General features: G+C 53.6%; 15 protein-coding genes and 2 pseudogenes. 4 read left to right on the top strand and 13 right to left on the bottom strand.

The features are described 5' to 3' along the window. Window positions 1–22: 22 nt before the first annotated feature. A complete protein-coding gene (locus tag ACYZTX_RS24665; RefSeq protein WP_059406294.1) occupies window positions 23–1240 on the top strand; it encodes an argininosuccinate synthase in 1218 nt (405 codons plus the stop codon). Between the two features lie 182 nt (window positions 1241–1422). On the opposite strand, the gene ACYZTX_RS24660 is transcribed toward ACYZTX_RS24665, so the two are convergent. Next, complete coding sequence (locus ACYZTX_RS24660; RefSeq protein WP_462036229.1) at window positions 1423–2055, bottom strand: hypothetical protein; 633 nt, start codon at window positions 2053–2055, stop codon at window positions 1423–1425. A 572-nt stretch (window positions 2056–2627) separates the two neighbouring features. Here ACYZTX_RS24660 and ACYZTX_RS24655 point away from each other — a divergent pair. Next, a pseudogene (locus ACYZTX_RS24655) lies at window positions 2628–2705 on the top strand (DNA-binding response regulator); the annotation flags it as partial. Window positions 2706–2875: 170 nt separating this feature from the next. Here the strand turns inward: ACYZTX_RS24655 and ACYZTX_RS24650 are convergent. From ACYZTX_RS24650 to ACYZTX_RS24635, 4 genes are read right to left on the bottom strand one after another with little or no spacing between them, the layout of a single operon-like run. Further along, window positions 2876–3271, bottom strand: coding sequence for a TetR family transcriptional regulator (locus ACYZTX_RS24650; protein ID WP_462036228.1), 396 nt, complete (start codon window positions 3269–3271; stop codon window positions 2876–2878). Further along, on the bottom strand, window positions 3268–5154 hold the full coding sequence (locus ACYZTX_RS24645) for a site-specific integrase (RefSeq protein WP_462036227.1): 1887 nt from the start codon (window positions 5152–5154) through the stop codon (window positions 3268–3270). Before ACYZTX_RS24645 ends, ACYZTX_RS24650 begins: the two co-directional genes overlap by 4 nt. Beyond that, window positions 5151–6830, bottom strand: coding sequence for a hypothetical protein (locus ACYZTX_RS24640; protein WP_462036226.1), 1680 nt, complete (start codon window positions 6828–6830; stop codon window positions 5151–5153). Before ACYZTX_RS24640 ends, ACYZTX_RS24645 begins: the two co-directional genes overlap by 4 nt. Further along, window positions 6830–7975: a tyrosine-type recombinase/integrase gene (locus tag ACYZTX_RS24635; protein WP_462036225.1), complete on the bottom strand. Its 1146-nt coding sequence runs from the start codon at window positions 7973–7975 to the stop codon at window positions 6830–6832. The genes ACYZTX_RS24640 and ACYZTX_RS24635 overlap by 1 nt, the downstream gene beginning before the upstream one ends. A gap of 142 nt (window positions 7976–8117) precedes the next feature. Here ACYZTX_RS24635 and ACYZTX_RS24630 point away from each other — a divergent pair. Then, window positions 8118–8675 (top strand): annotated as a pseudogene (locus ACYZTX_RS24630) (LuxR C-terminal-related transcriptional regulator); the annotation flags it as partial. Between the two features lie 90 nt (window positions 8676–8765). Here ACYZTX_RS24630 and ACYZTX_RS24625 read toward each other — a convergent pair. From ACYZTX_RS24625 to metG, 8 genes are all read right to left on the bottom strand, one after another. Then, window positions 8766–8945, bottom strand: coding sequence for a PA3496 family putative envelope integrity protein (locus ACYZTX_RS24625; RefSeq protein WP_462036224.1), 180 nt, complete (start codon window positions 8943–8945; stop codon window positions 8766–8768). A 106-nt stretch (window positions 8946–9051) separates the two neighbouring features. Next, window positions 9052–9690 carry an endonuclease III gene (nth, locus tag ACYZTX_RS24620; protein WP_462036223.1) on the bottom strand — a complete coding sequence of 213 codons (639 nt, stop codon included), beginning with the start codon at window positions 9688–9690 and terminating at the stop codon, window positions 9052–9054. 25 nt (window positions 9691–9715) lie between these two features. Beyond that, on the bottom strand, window positions 9716–10303 hold the full coding sequence (locus ACYZTX_RS24615) for an Rnf-Nqr domain containing protein (protein ID WP_462036222.1): 588 nt from the start codon (window positions 10301–10303) through the stop codon (window positions 9716–9718). Next, the gene (locus tag ACYZTX_RS24610) at window positions 10296–10907 is read right to left on the bottom strand and encodes an RnfABCDGE type electron transport complex subunit G (RefSeq protein ID WP_462036221.1); all 612 of its coding nucleotides are present in this window, start codon (window positions 10905–10907) and stop codon (window positions 10296–10298) included. Before ACYZTX_RS24610 ends, ACYZTX_RS24615 begins: the two co-directional genes overlap by 8 nt. Continuing rightward, a complete protein-coding gene (locus tag ACYZTX_RS24605; RefSeq protein ID WP_462036220.1) occupies window positions 10904–11896 on the bottom strand; it encodes an RnfABCDGE type electron transport complex subunit D in 993 nt (330 codons plus the stop codon). The genes ACYZTX_RS24610 and ACYZTX_RS24605 overlap by 4 nt, the downstream gene beginning before the upstream one ends. Beyond that, complete coding sequence (gene rsxB, locus ACYZTX_RS24600) at window positions 11883–12893, bottom strand: electron transport complex subunit RsxB (RefSeq protein ID WP_462036219.1); 1011 nt, start codon at window positions 12891–12893, stop codon at window positions 11883–11885. Before rsxB ends, ACYZTX_RS24605 begins: the two co-directional genes overlap by 14 nt. Further along, window positions 12890–13459 carry an Rnf-Nqr domain containing protein gene (locus ACYZTX_RS24595; RefSeq protein ID WP_462036217.1) on the bottom strand — a complete coding sequence of 190 codons (570 nt, stop codon included), beginning with the start codon at window positions 13457–13459 and terminating at the stop codon, window positions 12890–12892. The genes rsxB and ACYZTX_RS24595 overlap by 4 nt, the downstream gene beginning before the upstream one ends. Before the next feature lie 141 nt (window positions 13460–13600). After that, window positions 13601–15652, bottom strand: coding sequence for a methionine--tRNA ligase (metG, locus tag ACYZTX_RS24590; protein ID WP_462036216.1), 2052 nt, complete (start codon window positions 15650–15652; stop codon window positions 13601–13603). 257 nt (window positions 15653–15909) lie between these two features. On the opposite strand from metG, the gene apbC reads away from it, so the two are divergent. After that, the gene (gene apbC, locus ACYZTX_RS24585; RefSeq protein ID WP_462036215.1) at window positions 15910–17004 is read left to right on the top strand and encodes an iron-sulfur cluster carrier protein ApbC; all 1095 of its coding nucleotides are present in this window, start codon (window positions 15910–15912) and stop codon (window positions 17002–17004) included. The last annotated feature ends 66 nt before the right edge of the window (window positions 17005–17070 follow it).

Genomic DNA, 17070 nt, shown 5'->3' with positions numbered 1-17070 from the left:
TAGAACCCCGTGGAGTAATGGCATGGCGGACGTAAACAAGGTCGTTCTGGCGTATTCCGGCGGCCTGGACACTTCGGTGATCCTCAAGTGGCTGCAGGATACTTATAACTGTGAAGTCGTGACCTTCACCGCTGACCTGGGTCAGGGCGAAGAGGTCGAACCTGCACGCGCCAAGGCACAGGCCATGGGCGTGAAAGAGATCTACATCGACGACTTGCGCGAAGAATTCGTGCGCGATTTCGTTTTCCCGATGTTCCGCGCCAACACCGTTTACGAAGGCGAGTACCTGCTGGGTACTTCCATCGCTCGTCCGTTGATCGCCAAGCGCCTGATCGAAATCGCCAACGAAACCGGCGCAGACGCCATTTCCCACGGCGCCACCGGCAAGGGCAACGACCAGGTTCGTTTCGAACTGGGCGCCTACGCCTTGAAGCCAGGCGTGAAAGTGATCGCTCCGTGGCGCGAATGGGACCTGCTCTCGCGTGAAAAGCTGATGGATTATGCTGAAAAGCACAACATCCCGATCGAGCGTCACGGCAAGAAGAAATCCCCGTACTCGATGGATGCCAACTTGCTGCACATCTCCTATGAAGGCGGCGTGCTGGAAGACACCTGGACCGAGCACGAAGAAGACATGTGGAAATGGACCGTCTCCCCGGAGAAGGCTCCTGACAAAGCGCAATACCTGGAACTGACCTACCGCAACGGCGACATCGTCGCACTGGACGGCGTCGAAATGTCCCCGGCCACCGTGCTGGCGACCTTGAACCGTATCGGTGGCGAACACGGTATTGGCCGTCTCGACATCGTCGAGAATCGCTACGTTGGCATGAAGTCCCGTGGCTGCTACGAAACCCCTGGCGGCACCATCATGCTGCGCGCTCACCGTGCGATCGAATCGATCACCCTGGACCGCGAAGTGGCTCACCTCAAAGACGAGCTGATGCCTAAATACGCCAGCCTGATCTACACCGGTTACTGGTGGAGCCCTGAGCGTCTGATGCTGCAACAGATGATCGACGCGTCCCAGGCCCACGTGAACGGCGTTGTGCGTCTGAAGCTGTACAAGGGCAACGTGATCGTCACCGGTCGCAAGTCCGACGAATCGTTGTTCGATGCCAACATCGCGACCTTCGAAGAAGACGGCGGCGCCTACAACCAGGCCGACGCGGCGGGCTTCATCAAGCTCAATGCCTTGCGCATGCGTATTGCGGCGAACAAAGGCCGGAAGCTTTTCTGAGATGATCGAAGCCGTAGTGGAACGACGGTAGTGAAACGACAGTAATAGAGTTGTGGCCTTGTCGATGACAAGGCCACACATCTGAATAGGGGGGATTTCCTGCTGGACATCGTTTTAACCGCGTTCTTTTTGTTTCTGTAATACCTTCCTTCTGTTTCTTCTCTCTGAAAGCTCTTCAAGCGTTACCTGCTGCGTGCCAGGTAAAAAGAGTGATCAAGAATCGTCAAGCCCCGTGAACTCAAATTGTAAGCAATGCAAAGCGTTGTGCCGTTGCGGTTCTTTGTCTGTTTTGAATGCGCGAGGGCGCTTTCCTTCAGTAATGCCTCCGAATCGGTACAGGTGAGAAACACGATCACTTGCGCAGGGCTTCCCTGTGGGTGCAGATTTTTTTCAATCCAGGCGCCAAACTCCATTTTTTTGTTCAACCACCGCGCATCGACGATGTGCAGGTTTTTTAGCGGCTCAGTCAGGCTCACGTGCTGTAGCGCCGAGAGGCTTGTCTGAATTCCGATCCCGGAGGGAGGGTCCTTCAGGTTATCGGGCCGCTGACCGCGATCAGCGTTGTCCAACACTTCTAAAAAATGCTTTCCTTTCCCAAAATCGGAGGGCGCGTACAGCGACCGGTAGTTGAAGTTGAGTGTGGCGAAGAAAAGAAAAAGCAAATAAAAGGGAAAACTGATCAGGAACCAGATATAGAGTTCTTTCTCCTTGTTGTCGAGAAAGGGCAGTGAGACGGCGGCCGAAGTTTCAGAAATAGCGGCAAAGATGGCAATAACTGTCAGAGGGTTGATGATTTTTTTCTTTGGTATGTTCATATTTTCTGCTCATGTAAGTATTGTCTTTTCTCGAGTGGTTTATATTTTTGGTTTTGGATTTTAATAACTAGGTGATTGTTTTTTGTTGGTGTGGTGCTCCTTTAAAAGTTGGATTTCAATGGGGGATAGTAACGGCAATGAGTCAGGGCGGGTATATCTGTTTTCAATGTTTTGGTTGAGTTGGAATGAATGTATTGTTGAAGTGTTGCATGGTGTGATTTTTTCTTGATCCTTGATGTGCAGTGTTTGTGTATGGGTTTTTAGATGGAAAACATCAGTTACTTTTAAGCGTAGCTCAATAGTTGGTGTTCGTTGGAACGTTTGCGGCGGACGCTGTAATTTGGTTTTCTGGTTGTAAACCGAAACACAAAAACTGCGAAGAATATAAATTCTTTCAGGTCGATAAAATTTCAGGTCCCGGTATTTTGGGGATATTTTGTAAGACAAATCCCTAATGTCTGTAGGGAATGTCTCTCGGTGTGGGTGGCCGAGGGGGGCGGCATGCCATGGGTGAAACGACTAGGCTATTGTGCGGGCTCTAAAAATTCGAACAGCGAAAATTGGACTTGCCCATGAATAAAGTGCTGATCGTGGATGATCACCCCGTCATTCGTCTTGCGGTACGAATGTTAATGGAGCGTCATGGTTTTTGGAGCGGAACTAACGGTTAGGAACGGCTTCGACCAACAAAACCTGGTGGTTCAGGCTTCTAACTTTTTAAAAAAATGAGGTCGCTCGGCGTGGCCTATCAGCCGGGTTCTATACGAGCGCACCTGCTACTTTGGCCGAGTTCCAACTATCCATCCAGCTGAGCCGATATCTAACTAATTGTCGAGACTTTGGGACTTCTCTGCTTAGCCTTGAGGGTTCGGTTTTCATCAAGTAACACTTCATTGATTGATGCTAAGCTTGAAAGCTTAGCTCTAAGCCCCTCTAATTCTTTACGTAGTTCTTGATTCTTGCCACGCTCAACGTTTAAGTCGTGATGTTTATCATCTCTTTGTGCTCGGCTCGATCGTCCTTGGGCGTCACGAATCATCTCAGCTACATTAGGGTAGTGATTATGTATAAGAGCCGTTGAGACTCCGGCTTCACGCGCTACAGAGGCTATGGATAAGGTGGTGGCACCATGTTTCGAACGACCCCGCTGGATGCGATATATAGCCAGTTTGAGATCTTTTTCTCTAGCATCAGCGCTTTTTCGTGTAGATGTCATTCTAGTTTGTCGTCCAAATCATGGTTTAGTTGTTTAAATACTTGGAGACATCGATCTAAGTCCCTAGATATCCTGGCGCGACCACCTTCACCTATATCTTGGCAATTCCGTAATTCGTTTAACTCGTTGTAAAGTTTCACGTAAATAGGTGCCTGTTCAAGGCTTATAACTGCATTGTTGCACCCTCCACAGCGTGTTCGCTCCAAAGTGTTGCCAACACATCCGTCATTGTCAGCGGTGCACCAGGCATGACCGTTACTTCTAATTGAAGTGCTTTCAGCAATGGACATAATCATAGCTTGAGGCGACTTGAAAATGGCAAGGTTTTCAGGGTTTCTCTGCCACTGTTTTATCGACCTACCATAACCACCACCAAGAATGTCCTGATTGAACCAAGATTCAACTGTCTCAGCCTTTGTGTCTTCGAGTTCGGACCGAATCTCCTCAAAGAGATCAATATCCAAGTGGGCACCCCAGTTTTGATCCATCGCATAACCTAGAGTCATATCCATGCTCCAGTGGGCAAAGTGGTCTCGTAAGTAGCGTAAGTCGCCAAATTTGCTATGTGCCACATAGTTAGCAAATTTTCTTCGAAACTGGTGAGATGTTAAATTCCAATCAACACCTGTCTCTTTAGCGAATTTTGAAAGCTGGACGGACCAAGTCCGTAGAGACAGAGTCCTGGTTTGATTGCCCTTCGAGTTAGTTTTTCCGAGAAACAGGGCGTGCCGATGCTTCCCTGCCTCGGTAATTTCTGGATCTAGTGGATCATTTCTTTTTCTATCGACAATTTCAGCATTTACTAATGCTTGGTATGGTGCAGCCCAGCGTTCCATAATTCTCAACGCACGGACAGCAACGTCAGGAATCATCCAGTCAATCACTCCGGCATTGGTTTTTTCTGATTTTGAGCGCATCCAGTGATAAATATTTCCGCCTTCGTCTACAGTGCGGTGATGCGCTCCTGAGAATAAATTTGCTAATTCATGATTGCGGCAGCCTGAAGTGGAAGCAAGCACTATGTAGCATGCAGTTCGAAGATCGATTAATCTCCTATTTAAATCAGACTGGGTACTATCCCAGCCAGCTGCTGACAATCGAAGTCCTTTTGCCTTCCACCTTGTCATGAGACTGAGATCGCTCTCGCGACCCTCAATGTGTCCTGCATCTCTAACGTCGAGAAGCTTGTTTCCCCCCTCTAGTATTTTATGAGCTCGTTCAAATATCCGGCAGAAGATGTCGTCCGGAATTAATGGTGTCGTTCCTCCCACACGATGACGGGAGCCATTACCGATAAATCCTGTCATTGCTGATGCCGATGTTTCTGGCCATGGATGCAGTGGCATAGGTTCTGACGAGAATTGGCTCAGTTCATATACTGCCTCTACCGCTATAAAAACCTGAATTAAGCTACCGGGGGAAAGTTTTTTCCCTCTCCAGGTCCTATGGTCGCGTGATTTTGCCACATAGTTATGAATTACTAGCGGGGAGATTTCAGTCAGACTGGTTATTCCCAGCGAGTTGAGGTGGTTGATAAAACGTCTCGACCTTTCAAATAGATTCTTTACAGAACCGCCCTTGGGACGAGGCAAACCGGCTCTACCTCTTCTCATGTAGCGAAAAATGATTTCCTTTAAGACTTTTCGAAAAGATTCGGGCATTGTGAGAAAGTCGATTTTGCGAAAGGCTGCGGGCTTATTGCTTGGTATTCCATTTAGATACCATTGTTCATCTCCATACCTAGACGTTACTACGCCAACGCCATCTACTACAGTTGTAGATATGATGATTCTGTCGCGATCATTTATATTCAGATTGCGGATATCATCATGTAGAGAGCTAAAGTCATCAACGTGCTTTAGTCTGACAGACTTCACATTCACGTGATAATTTCCAAAGTGGTGATCAGATCTACAGACCAAAAAGGATGAGGGGCGATGCGTGCCCTCTCACGGGCTTCATTTACAGCCGCCGCTTTGAAAACACCACGCTTTAGACCCTCCGCAACGATATAATCATCAATGAGTCTAGGGATGTGAGCGTACTCTCGACCCCAGCGACGCTTGTCCATACGGCTTCGCTCTTCGTAGATTCTGTAGTAGAAGCTGAAGAGCTTATAAAGGTCGTCGCTGGTAATTGCATAATGCATACATCGCAGGCAGTTAAGGAAGCTCATGCATGTGGCACCTGCGTTCTTGGGGGCGTATTGACCATTGGTTGTGTCGCTGCATTTCCCCATAGGAGTTTCTTTGTACGTAGCCCCTATGGTGTTTGAAAGGAGCTCTTGTACAAGTACTTCACCAAGGAATTTCCAATTTTTCTTAGTGTTTACATCTGGCTTCAAATAATGTTCATCAGCAACCTTCGGAGAGTTTCCAAGTGCGGCCGCTGTTGCTGCGATGTCGCCATTGGACAATTCGAAAATGCGATTTCCGAATGTTTTTCTTAGTCTGGAGAGATTGACTCGCAAGGGATCTCCGTTGTCATCCATTAGATCGTACTCTTCGGCGATTAACTTGAAAGCACGATCAATGACCTGAGGCGTTAATCCTAAAACCTTTCCTTTGCTTTGATGGGCATTCGATGAGTAAATCCAGACGCGTCCGCGCACGTGGTCGGGAGCATCTATCAGCAATGGACTTGTGAGAGATATAATCCGACGGATAAGGCGTTCTATATTGGTCGTCAAGGTGGGGGTCGATTCCAATATGCTTTCTTGATTGCTATTGGCACGCAAAATGACTTTACTTGTATTTTGTCCACGACGCTTCCATAGTACCAAGAAGACACTATTATCCTTTGGGTGATTTCGTAAGCAATCTCTGGACATCTCAAGCAAAGGCGTCGCATTTCTACCGGTATGTAATGCGACAACTAAAAATGCACATGCAAGCAAGTGACCGTTGAGTGCCGAACTGTCATCCCAAATTGGCATGACCGCCGTTTTGATGGCGTTTGCAAATTTAGTTCGTTCATTTTTGGAAAGAGAGGTTTCACCTTTAACAAACCGGTTACTATTTGGGAAAGGGTTTCTTGGGAAGGTTGCGTCATCACCAGAATCACTGATACCTACTACGCCTCGTCGGCCGAGCGTAGCTAAAACGGTCTTGGCGGCGTTATAGGTGGTCTTTTGAGTGTTGATGCTTGTTCCAAAGTCTGCTAAGTGGGCTAAGAATCCATCAATCATGCCGCGATTAAAATCGGCAAGTGTTAAAACTCGCTCAAGTGCTACAGCCCTAAGCGTTAGATAATTCAAGAATGGTCTCAGGCCAGAACGACAATATTGAGTTACCGTTATAGTCTCTACTTCAATATCTTGCCCGGCTAAAAAGCGAGATATTTGTATCTGGCATGCATATGTGATTTCATCAATGCCTACCTGATACCATGGTGAAAAATCGAATTTTCTGTATTTAGTAGTGTTGCTGCGGAAAATTACTACTTGTACTAATGGAGGCAGTTCTTCCGCGAATACCAGAGAGGTATTGTCCTTTTCATGTGTAAGTTTTACCTGTGGAATGCTGATATCAGTTTTAACGAATGTCTTCTTTTTAGCCATTAGATTGACTCAATGCTATCATTTAATTCTTCGTCATAAGCCAAGATAGCATTGTCGGCGATTTCATTTATCAGATGGAGGTAGATCATCGTTGTTTGGATTGAGCTATGCCCAAGCTGTCTCTGTAAGAAAACTAGAGGCTCGATGTTGCTTTTGCTACGCTGCAACACAACAAGAGTGTGTGTGGCATAGGTATGGCGCAACATGTGTGGATGTGCCTTGATTCCAACTTTACTGCCGCAAGTACGAACAATGCGTTCAATGCCTTTTCCATCGCTAGCAAATGGCAGGCCGTCCTGATTGACGAATAAAGTTTTCGATGGCTTCGCAGCTAGTGAACTTCGCTCCCCTCTGAAAACCTGAACGTATTTTACAACTTCCCTCAAAAAGTCCCTGCTGATGTAAATATCTCGTACCTTGCTTCCTTTGGTGCGAATACCATGTCCGTCATTAGGGTCAAGGATGATTTTTATATTTCTCTCACTCCTACCAGCCTTATCAAGGTCGAGTACATAAGCGAGCGGAAAAGTTGCCAGTTCTTCGCGGCGAAGTCCTGTTTTCAGTGCAAATCTAATGAGCATGCGGTGGTGTGAGTTTTTCACTCCTTCGACCAACACCCGAACCTGGTTGAGGCTAAGAAATTTGGGAAGGCTTTTGTGACTACGTGGCATTACGTCATTGACTTGGACTTTTCCACCGCTAGAATCGACATGTGCTAAGAAACCAGTTTCTCGCTTGATCTTGCGCTCTTCAGTGGTAAATGGAAGACGATTTATCCAGCCTTTGGATAGGGCATAGAGGTAAAACTGGCATATGTAATGTAAACGCTGCCTTATCGTTGAGACAGCCAATCCGCACTCTTTCTTTGAATAGTCTCGATATGCAGCTACCAAGGCTTTAGCTTCGCCTCGATCAACATCCCGCCAGTCCAACTCATGCGCCTGGAGAAAGCTAAGATAGTCATACATCGCTCGGCCTGTACTTGGCCAAGACCTCTCAGATCCTATTGCCCCTCTCAGCAAGTAGTGTCGCATGAACTCGTTTGCTGGTATGAAGCTCTCCATATCGTCGGTCAGCAAGATGGGAAAGCCAGTATAGGGGCGTCCTGCAATTACAAACTCTTCGCTTGCCCATATCAACTCCATTCCCCGTCCACTCCCCATCAATCATTGGCTTCTGCTTTTCGAAGAGCTCTCAACTTAGATCTTGCACGGGTTAGGTTTCTTCAATCTCGGCAAGATATTGAATCACCTTGCCATTTCACCTAACGGTTAGCAAGCCCCAGAACATGGCTACGAAGTCATTGCAGAGACAGATAACGGCGTGGATGCGCTGCAACTTGCCCGTGAGCATATGCCGGATATTGTCATCCTGGATATTGGAATACCGAAACTTGATGGGCTGGAAGTCATCGCACGTTTAACATCGACAGCAATGCCTATGAAAGTACTGATACTGACTTCTCAGGCACCTGGACATTTTTCCATGCGTTGCATGCAATCGGGTGCCGCCGGGTATGTCTGCAAACAACAGGATCTCACCGAATTACTCAGTGCAATAAAGGCAGTATTGTCAGGCTACAGTTACTTTCCGAATCAAGCCTTGCATACCGTACGTTCCAGTTTGGGGAACGCCAGTGAAGCCGATATGGTGGATCGTCTGTCGGGACGGGAAATGATGGTCTTGCAACAGTTGGCCCGAGGCAAGACCAACAAGGAGATTGCCGATGGGATGTTCCTCAGCAATAAGACTGTCAGTACTTACAAGACCCGCCTGTTGTTGAAACTCAATGCCCGCTCCCTGGTCGACCTGATCGAATTGGCTCAACGCAATGGCTTGGTGTGACTGTCTCAACGTTTGACGAGGCGCGATGAGCGGGGGCCATCAGGGGTCGGCACTTAGTAAAAAGCCTCCGTTTCGGGAGGCTTTTAGGTGTCATAGATCAAAATCGTAATCGGCCAATTGCTTTTGCAGTCGGCGCTCTTCCAGCAAATTATCGATGGTACGGCGTTTATTCAGGTTGGTCTTCGCCACTTCAACCACCGGCTCGGCGTCATCAGCCTCAACAGGGGTGAAGTCGTCTTCTACGTCCAATTGCTCTTTGCCAGTGCTCATAGTGCTACTCCAGGCTAAGACTGCCTTTGGCGCTCCTTATAGCGATAATCTCCCGGCGGGTAAAAAAGATTTTTTCAATCGATAAATCAAAAAACCTAATAGAGCCTCAATCGTCCGACGTCTTTTGCTTGTATTCGCACAAGTCTTCGATCCGACAACTGCCGCAGCGAGGCTTGCGGGCCAGGCAAACGTAGCGTCCGTGGAGGATCAGCCAGTGATGGGAGTCGAGCAGATAATCCTTCGGCACGAACTTCATCAGTTTTTGTTCAACTTCGACCACATTCTTGCCTGGAGCAATGCCGGTACGATTGCTGACCCGGAATATATGCGTGTCCACGGCCATGGTCAGCTGACGGAATGCGGTATTGAGCACCACGTTGGCGGTCTTGCGACCGACGCCAGGTAACGCTTCCAGCTCTTCACGGGTTTGCGGCACTTCGCTTCCATGACGTTCCACCAATAAACGACAGGTCTCGATCACATTTTTCGCTTTGCTGTTAAACAGGCCGATAGTCTTGATGTATTCCGACAGTCCCTCGACACCCAAGGCATAAATCGCCGCCGGCGTATTGGCCATCGGATAGAGTTTGGCAGTGGCCTTGTTCACGCCGACATCGGTCGACTGGGCCGAGAGAATCACAGAGATCAGCAATTCGAACGGCGAGGAGTAGGCCAGTTCGGTCTTTGGTTCCGGGTTGTCTTCGTGAAATCGGCGGAAAATTTCCAGACGTTTTGCGGCATTCATGGGCAGTGCATTTCCTCGAAGGCGGTCAGAGTGAGGGCGTTGAACGGGGCCAGGCCTGACGTGCGGCGATCAGCAGTCCCAACAGAATGAATCCGCCAGGGGCCAGGGTGGCCAGGCGCAAGCCACCGTCGGCGGTCAGTACCCAGCCTTGCCAGTCCACTTGCGCAGTGCCAGCCAGCCATGGCAGATGGCTGCCGAGTGTGCCGTTGCCGATGAGTTCGCGCAGCAGGCCAAGGCCTGCCATCAACGCGCCGAACAAGCCACACAGGCGCAGGCGATCACGCCAGGCGCCCTGGAAAAAACCGCCATTTTCCAGCACGACGCATTGCAAGGCGATCAATCCTGCATAGATGCCCACATGGTGGTGCCATTGCAGGGACCAGAGTTGCGCGGCGAGTTCCGCGCAGCTGGTCAGCGTGGCTGCCAGCAGGACGGCGGCTAGCAGGTGTGTCGCCGGGAGAAGTCGGGATCGCAAGGCGCCTAAGCACACACCAAAGGCATTGATCACTACGATGAACATCAGCCACAAGCCCACAGCGGATACCAGTGAATCCGTGGCGCCGATCAGCGGCGCGAGCATCAGCGAGTTCTGCAGAGACGATGACTTATTCATGGGGGCTGGTCCCGATCAACTGTTGCCGGCGTTCATCGAAGTAGCGCAACGCGTCATGGATGGCGTTGATGACTGCTCTCGCAGTAATGGTCGCCCCCGCCAATTGATCGAATTGGCCCTGATCCTTTTTCAAGGCCCAGCCAGCATCGGCGGGTTCGGTTCGGGATTTACCGACAAACACCTGAAACCAGGCATTAGGCCAGTCGGCAATCTTGCCACCCAGCCCCGGGGTTTCTGATTGCTTGAGCGTTTTGACGCCAAGCAACTTGCCGTCTGCGTCGATGGCGATCAGCAATTCGATGGCGCCCTCATAGCCTAAGGTCTGGCTGCGCAGCAACACGGCGCTGGGTTGGCCAGTCTTGGTCGCCAGATAGCCACTCAGCAGCGTGCTGTTGGCCAATCCAGTGTTTTCGAGGGCGAGCGGCTGTTCCAGCGGCTGATTGTCGTAGCGCTCGGCGGGGAGCAGGTCCAGCAGGTTGCGGCTGTCGATCAGGCGCTGTTCGGCCGCAATGCGCGGCGCGCTGATGTGCTGGACCAGGTACGTCACGCCAATCCCCAGGCCTGCCAGTAACACCAGGAACACAGCGCTCGATACTCGGCTCATGGCGCACCCCGTTCCTGTCGGGATGCGACTATTCGCTCCAGCGCCGGCACACAGAGATTCATCAACAGCACGGCAAAGGCTATGCCGTCCGGATAACCACTCCAGGTACGAATCAGGTACGTCAGGAGCCCGACGCCCACGCCGAAAAGCAGTCGCGCGCCGGGGCTTTTTGCGCCAGACACCGGTTCCGTGACGATGAAGAATGCACCCAGCATGCTCGCGCCGGTGAGCAGATGAAACAGCGGCGAGCCATGGGAGTCGGAGCCTGAGCCGTTCCAGCACAGCAAGCTGATGACGAACAGGCTGGCGAGCATGCCGACCGGCGCATGCCAGCTGAACACCCGTCGTTGCAGCAGAAACGCGCCGCCGGCCAAAAAGGCCAGGTTGACCCATTCCATGCCTCGGCCGCCGAAGTGACCGAACGCCGGGTTAGCGGCAAACAGTTCGTCCATGGTCAGGCTTTTGTTGATCCTCAGGCTGTCCAGCGCTGTGGCCTGGACCCAGGCATCTGGCGTCTGGCTGAAGCTCAGCCCAAACACCTGCTGCAAGCCGCCGAGCACGTCCAGGCCATGGGATGACGGCCAGTGGGTCATCTGTTGGGGAAAGCTCACCATCACCAGGGCGAAGCCAAGCATGGCCGGGTTGAACGTGTTTTTTCCTACGCCGCCATACAGGTGTTTGCCGAACACCATCGCGAACGCCGCGGCACAGACCGTCAGCCACCACGGGCAATAAGGCGGCAAGGCCAGTGCCAACAGCGTTGCGCTGACCAGTGCGCTGCCGTCGGTCAAGATCGGCTTGAGCGGTCGCTTACGCAGTTGCAGCACGGCCGCTTCAACGGCCAGTGCGGTAACGCCCGTCAGAATCAGGTTGATCAACACTCCCCAGCCATACAGCCAGAACAACGCCAGCGTCCCCGGCACGGTGGCCAGCAATACCAGCTTCATGGCCTGCTGAAGGCGCTCGTCGACCGATTCAAGGGGCGACATAGGCATCCACCTGGCGCTCGGCTTCATTCACCGCGATTTCCAGTGCTTCGATCTGCTCAGCCGGCGCTTCGCTGGCTTGGGCTTTCTTGAGTTCGGCGCGGCGCATGGCCAATTGAATCTTTGCCCGATTCAACTGCGCATTTTTTGCAGGAACGACGGGCGCCGGGGCTGGCGGTGCAGTGCTTTCGAGTTTCGCCAACGCCTGTTCGGCAGCCTCGAACTGTTGTTGCAGGACGATCAGTTGCGACTGCTGTTCGAAGGTCGGCGGATGCCCGAACGCCTTGAGAGACTTGTTCAGTTGCGCCCGACTCATCGCCAGATCGATCTTGGCCTTTTTCAATGCCGCATCCGCATTGGCTGCCTTCTGTGCGCGGACTCGCTCAAGAGCGGCCTGAACCGGGTCGAGCGTCGCCACCTCACTGTGCTGGACGGCGCGCTGGGCTCGGGCCTGACGTTCGGCGCTTTTCAGTTCTTCTTCACGACGCAGGCGAGCGTTGCGCTGTTCGAATCGGCGCCGTGCGTGATTGCGCTTGGCCGTCCGGGCGCGTTGCTCCTCAAGGCTGAACGCCAAGCCGCCGACAATCGGTAGCACCGTGGCCAGCGACAACGGCCGCATCTCGATGCAATCCACCGGGCAGGGCGCCACGCACAGGTCGCAACCGGTGCATTCATCGACGATCACCGTGTGCATCAATTTCGCCGCACCGACAATGGCATCCACCGGGCAGGCCTGGATGCACTTGGTGCAGCCGATACACTCCGCTTCACGAATGTAGGCGATCTGCGCCGGTGCCGAGCCGCGACTGACGTCCAGTTCCAGCACCGGCACTTTCAACAGCTCGGCCAGTGCCGCGATGGTTTCGCTGCCGCCCGGCGGGCATTTGTTGATCGGCTCGCCGCTGGCAATGCCTTCGGCGTACGGTTTGCATCCAGGATGGCCGCACTTGCCGCATTGGGTCTGCGGCAAGAGGGCGTCGATGCGTTGAATCAGACTCATGTTTTGATCAGTCCACTGAATCCGAGAAAAGCCACTGCGATCAGTCCGGCGCCGATCAACTCGATCGGCAGGCCACGAAAGGGCAGGGGAATATCATTATCGAGTGTGCGTTGGCGCAAGTCGCTGAACAGGCTCAGTACCAGCCAGAAACCCAGCCCGGCACCCAGGCTCAGGGCCATGGCGTAGAAGAATCCTTTGTCGTCCTGAGCGTTGAGCAGTGTCAGGCCGAGTACGCCCGCATTGCCCAGCAGCAGCGGCCAGAGGCCATCGAACGAAAACGTTGGAAGTGACCGGGAAAGCACCTTCAGCAGCGGGCCAATCAGCAACACGCTTAAAGGCAGGAATACGAAAAGGCGCAGCGACGTCAGCTCCAGCGGGACCAGCAGCCAACGGTAGGCCAAGTAGCCCAGCGTGCCGACGATCAGCATCAAGCACGCCGTAGCAAGGCCCAGCGCGTGGACCTGCCGATGCTCGTTGCCCAACAGCGGATCGACGCCCAGCGGCCAGTGCAACACAAGGTTGTTGATCAGGGCTGCACTGAAAAGCGTAAGAACAATTTCGGTCATGATCGTGCCGGCAAGAACGGGGCTTTTTAACAGAGCGGTCTAAAAAGCTTAGGCATTATCCGGCAAGGACGGAGGGTGGGCCAGACATGAAAATCCCACAGTCGCGCCAGGCACGACTGTGGGACTGATTACTGCAAGGACTTACTTGATGCGCTGACCTGGCTTGGCGCCGCTGTCAGGGCTGAGCAGGTAGATTTCTTCACCGCCAGGGCCGGCCGCCATCACCATGCCTTCGGAGATGCCGAACTTCATTTTCCGTGGCTTGAGGTTGGCGATCATCATGGTCAAACGACCATTGAGCTTGGACGGATCCGGATAAGCGCTCTTGATCCCGGAGAACACGTTGCGTTGCTCGTCACCGATGTCCAGGGTCAGGCGCAGCAGTTTGTCAGCACCTTCCACGTGTTCGGCCTTGAGGATCAGGGCGACGCGCAGGTCGACAGCGGCAAAGGCATCGAACTCGATCTCTGGCGACAGCGGATCCTTGGCCAGTTCGCCATTGCCGACAGGCGCAGTTTCACCGGTGTCGGTCTGGCTCGCGGTCAGGTCCTCTTTCGAAGCGTCGCTCATGGCTTGTACTTTTACCGGGTCGATACGGGTCATCAACGGTTTGAATTCGTTCAGCTGATGGTTGCTGAGCAAGGTGGCGTGGTCGTTCCAGGTCAACGGCGCGACGTTCAGGAACGCCTCGGCGTCGGCGGCCAGCAACGGCAACACCGGTTTGAGGAAGATCACCAGTTGGCGGAACAGGTTCACGCCCAAGGCGCAGATGGCCTGGACTTCGTCCTGCTTGCCTTCCTGTTTGTTCAGCGACCACGGCGCCTTGTCGGCGATCCAGGCGTTGGCACGGTCGGCCAGGGCCATGATCTCGCGCATGGCACGGGCGAAGTCGCGAGCCTCGTAGGCCTCGGCAATGCTCGGCGCTGCGGCCAGGAACGCTTCGGTCAATTCTGGCGCGGCGTTGCCGGCCACCAGCAAACCGCCGTTACCCTTTTGGATGAAACCGGCGCAACGGCTGGCGATGTTGACGACTTTACCGACCAGGTCGGAGTTGACCTTCTGCACGAAGTCTTCGAGGTTCAGGTCGAGGTCGTCGACGCCGCGGCTCAGCTTGGCCGCGTAGTAGTAGCGCAGGTATTCCGGCGACAGGTGGTCCAGATAGGTCCGGGCCTTGATGAAGGTGCCACGGGATTTGGACATTTTCTGACCGTTGACGGTCAGGTAGCCGTGCACATTGATGCCGGTCGGCTTACGGAAACCGGCGCCTTCGAGCATGGCTGGCCAGAACAGCGCGTGGAAGTTGACGATGTCCTTGCCGATGAAGTGGTACAGCTCGGCGGTGGAGTCCTTGCCCCAGAACGCGTCGAAATCAAGTGTAGGCGTGCGATCGCAGAGGTTCTTGAAGCTGGCCATGTAGCCGATCGGCGCGTCCAGCCAGACGTAGAAGTATTTGCCTGGCTCGTCGGGGATTTCGAAACCGAAGTACGGCGCGTCGCGGGAGATGTCCCACTGTTGCAGGCCGGCGTCCAGCCATTCGGCGATTTTGTTCGCCACGGCCTCTTGCAGGGTGCCGCTGCGGGTCCAGGCTTGCAGCATTTCCTGGAAGTCCGGCAGCTTGAAGAAGAAGTGCTGGGAATCCTTGAGCACCGGGGTGGCGCCGGAGATCGCCGACTTCGGATCCTTCAGGTCGGTCGGTGCGTAGGTCGCACCGCATTTTTCGCAGTTGTCGCCGTACTGGTCTTCAGTGCCGCATTTCGGGCAGGTGCCCTTGATGAAGCGGTCGGCCAGGAACATTTTCTTTTCCGGGTCGAAGTACTGAGTGATCGAGCGCTGGGCAATGTGCCCGGCGTCGCGCAGCTTCAGGTAGATCTGGCTCGACAGCTCACGGTTTTCTTCGGCGTGAGTGGAGTGGAAGTTATCGAAGTCCACCAGGAACTCGGCAAAGTCGGCGCTGTGTTCAGCCTGGACGTTGGCGATCAGTTGTTCCGGGGTAATGCCTTCCTTTTCCGCGCGCAGCATGATGGCCGAACCGTGGGCGTCGTCGGCGCAGACATAAATGCATTGATTGCCGCGGTGCTTCTGAAAGCGCACCCACATATCGGTCTGGATGTATTCCAGCATGTGGCCAAGATGGATCGAACCATTGGCATAGGGCAGGGCGCTGGTAACGAGGATCTTGCGTGGCTCGGACATGGGGCTCGGCTACTTGATGAAACGGAGGTCGGCCACTATAAAGCGCCGGCGCATATTTTTCACCCCGTGCGCCTGTTTCCTCCGATGATCGAACAATGGGTGCCGCAAAAAGATCGCAGCCTTCGGCAGCTCCTACATGTTCGGCGCAATCCCTGTAGGAGCTGCCGAAGGCTGCGATCTTTTAGGAGCATCCCGCCAAACGATCAGAACAGGTACGATACCCGCCTGATTTTCCAGTCTTGCTATCGGAGTTGCCCATGAGCGTCGTCAATCGCGCAGCGGTGGAAGCCGTCCTTCGCCAATACACCGACCCTTACCTGAACCAGGACCCGGTCAGCGCCGGGTGCGTGCGCGGCATCGACATTCAGGGTGATCGCGTCAGCGTCCAGCTGGAGCTGGGTTACGCCGCCGGTCTGTTCAAGAGTGGCTGGGCGCAGTTGCTGCAAATGGCCATTGAAGGGCTGGACGGCGTGACTATCGCCCGCGTCGAGATCACCAGTGTCATCGCTGCGCACAAGGCTCAAGCGCAGATCCCGGGGCTGGCCAACGTCAAGAACGTGGTGGCCGTGGCGTCCGGCAAGGGCGGTGTGGGCAAATCAACCACCGCCGCCAACCTGGCCTTGGCCCTGGCCCGCGAAGGCGCCAAGGTCGGGATTCTCGACGCGGACATTTACGGACCGAGCCAGGGCATCATGTTCGGCATCCCCGAAGGCACCCGACCCAAGATCAAGGATCAGAAGTGGTTTATTCCGATCGAGTCCCACGGCGTCGAAGTCATGTCCATGGCGTTCCTGACCGACGACAACACGCCGATGGTCTGGCGCGGGCCGATGGTTTCCGGTGCCTTATTGCAACTTGTCACTCAAACCGCCTGGGGCGACCTCGATTACCTGGTCATCGACATGCCGCCAGGCACCGGCGACATCCAGTTGACCCTGGCGCAGAAAGTCCCGGTGGCCGGTGCGGTGATCGTTACAACGCCGCAGGACCTGGCATTGCTGGACGCGCGCAAAGGCGTGGAAATGTTCCGCAAGGTCAACATCCCGGTGCTGGGCGTGGTGGAAAACATGGCCGTACACATCTGCTCCAATTGCGGACATGCCGAGCATCTGTTCGGTGAGGGCGGTGGTGTGAAGCTGGCCAACCAGTACCGCGTCGAGCTGCTGGCCTCTTTGCCACTGTCGATGATCATCCGCGAGCAGGCCGATGGCGGCAAGCCAACGGTCATCGCCGAGCCTGACAGCCAGATTGCGATGGTTTACCAGGAGCTGGCCCGCCATGTCGGCGCGCGGATCGTGTTGCAGGAAGCGGCGACACCGGCGATGCCGAACATCACCACCAGCGACGATTGATTCGCTAAAAAAGATCGCAGCCTCGCTTCGCTCGACAGCTCCTACAGGTGTAAGCCAATCCATGTA

Source organism: Pseudomonas sp. MDT1-17, assembly GCF_054898105.1.
The sequence above is the reverse complement of the archived record's forward strand: the minus strand, read 5'-3'. Positions and strand labels throughout refer to the sequence as shown.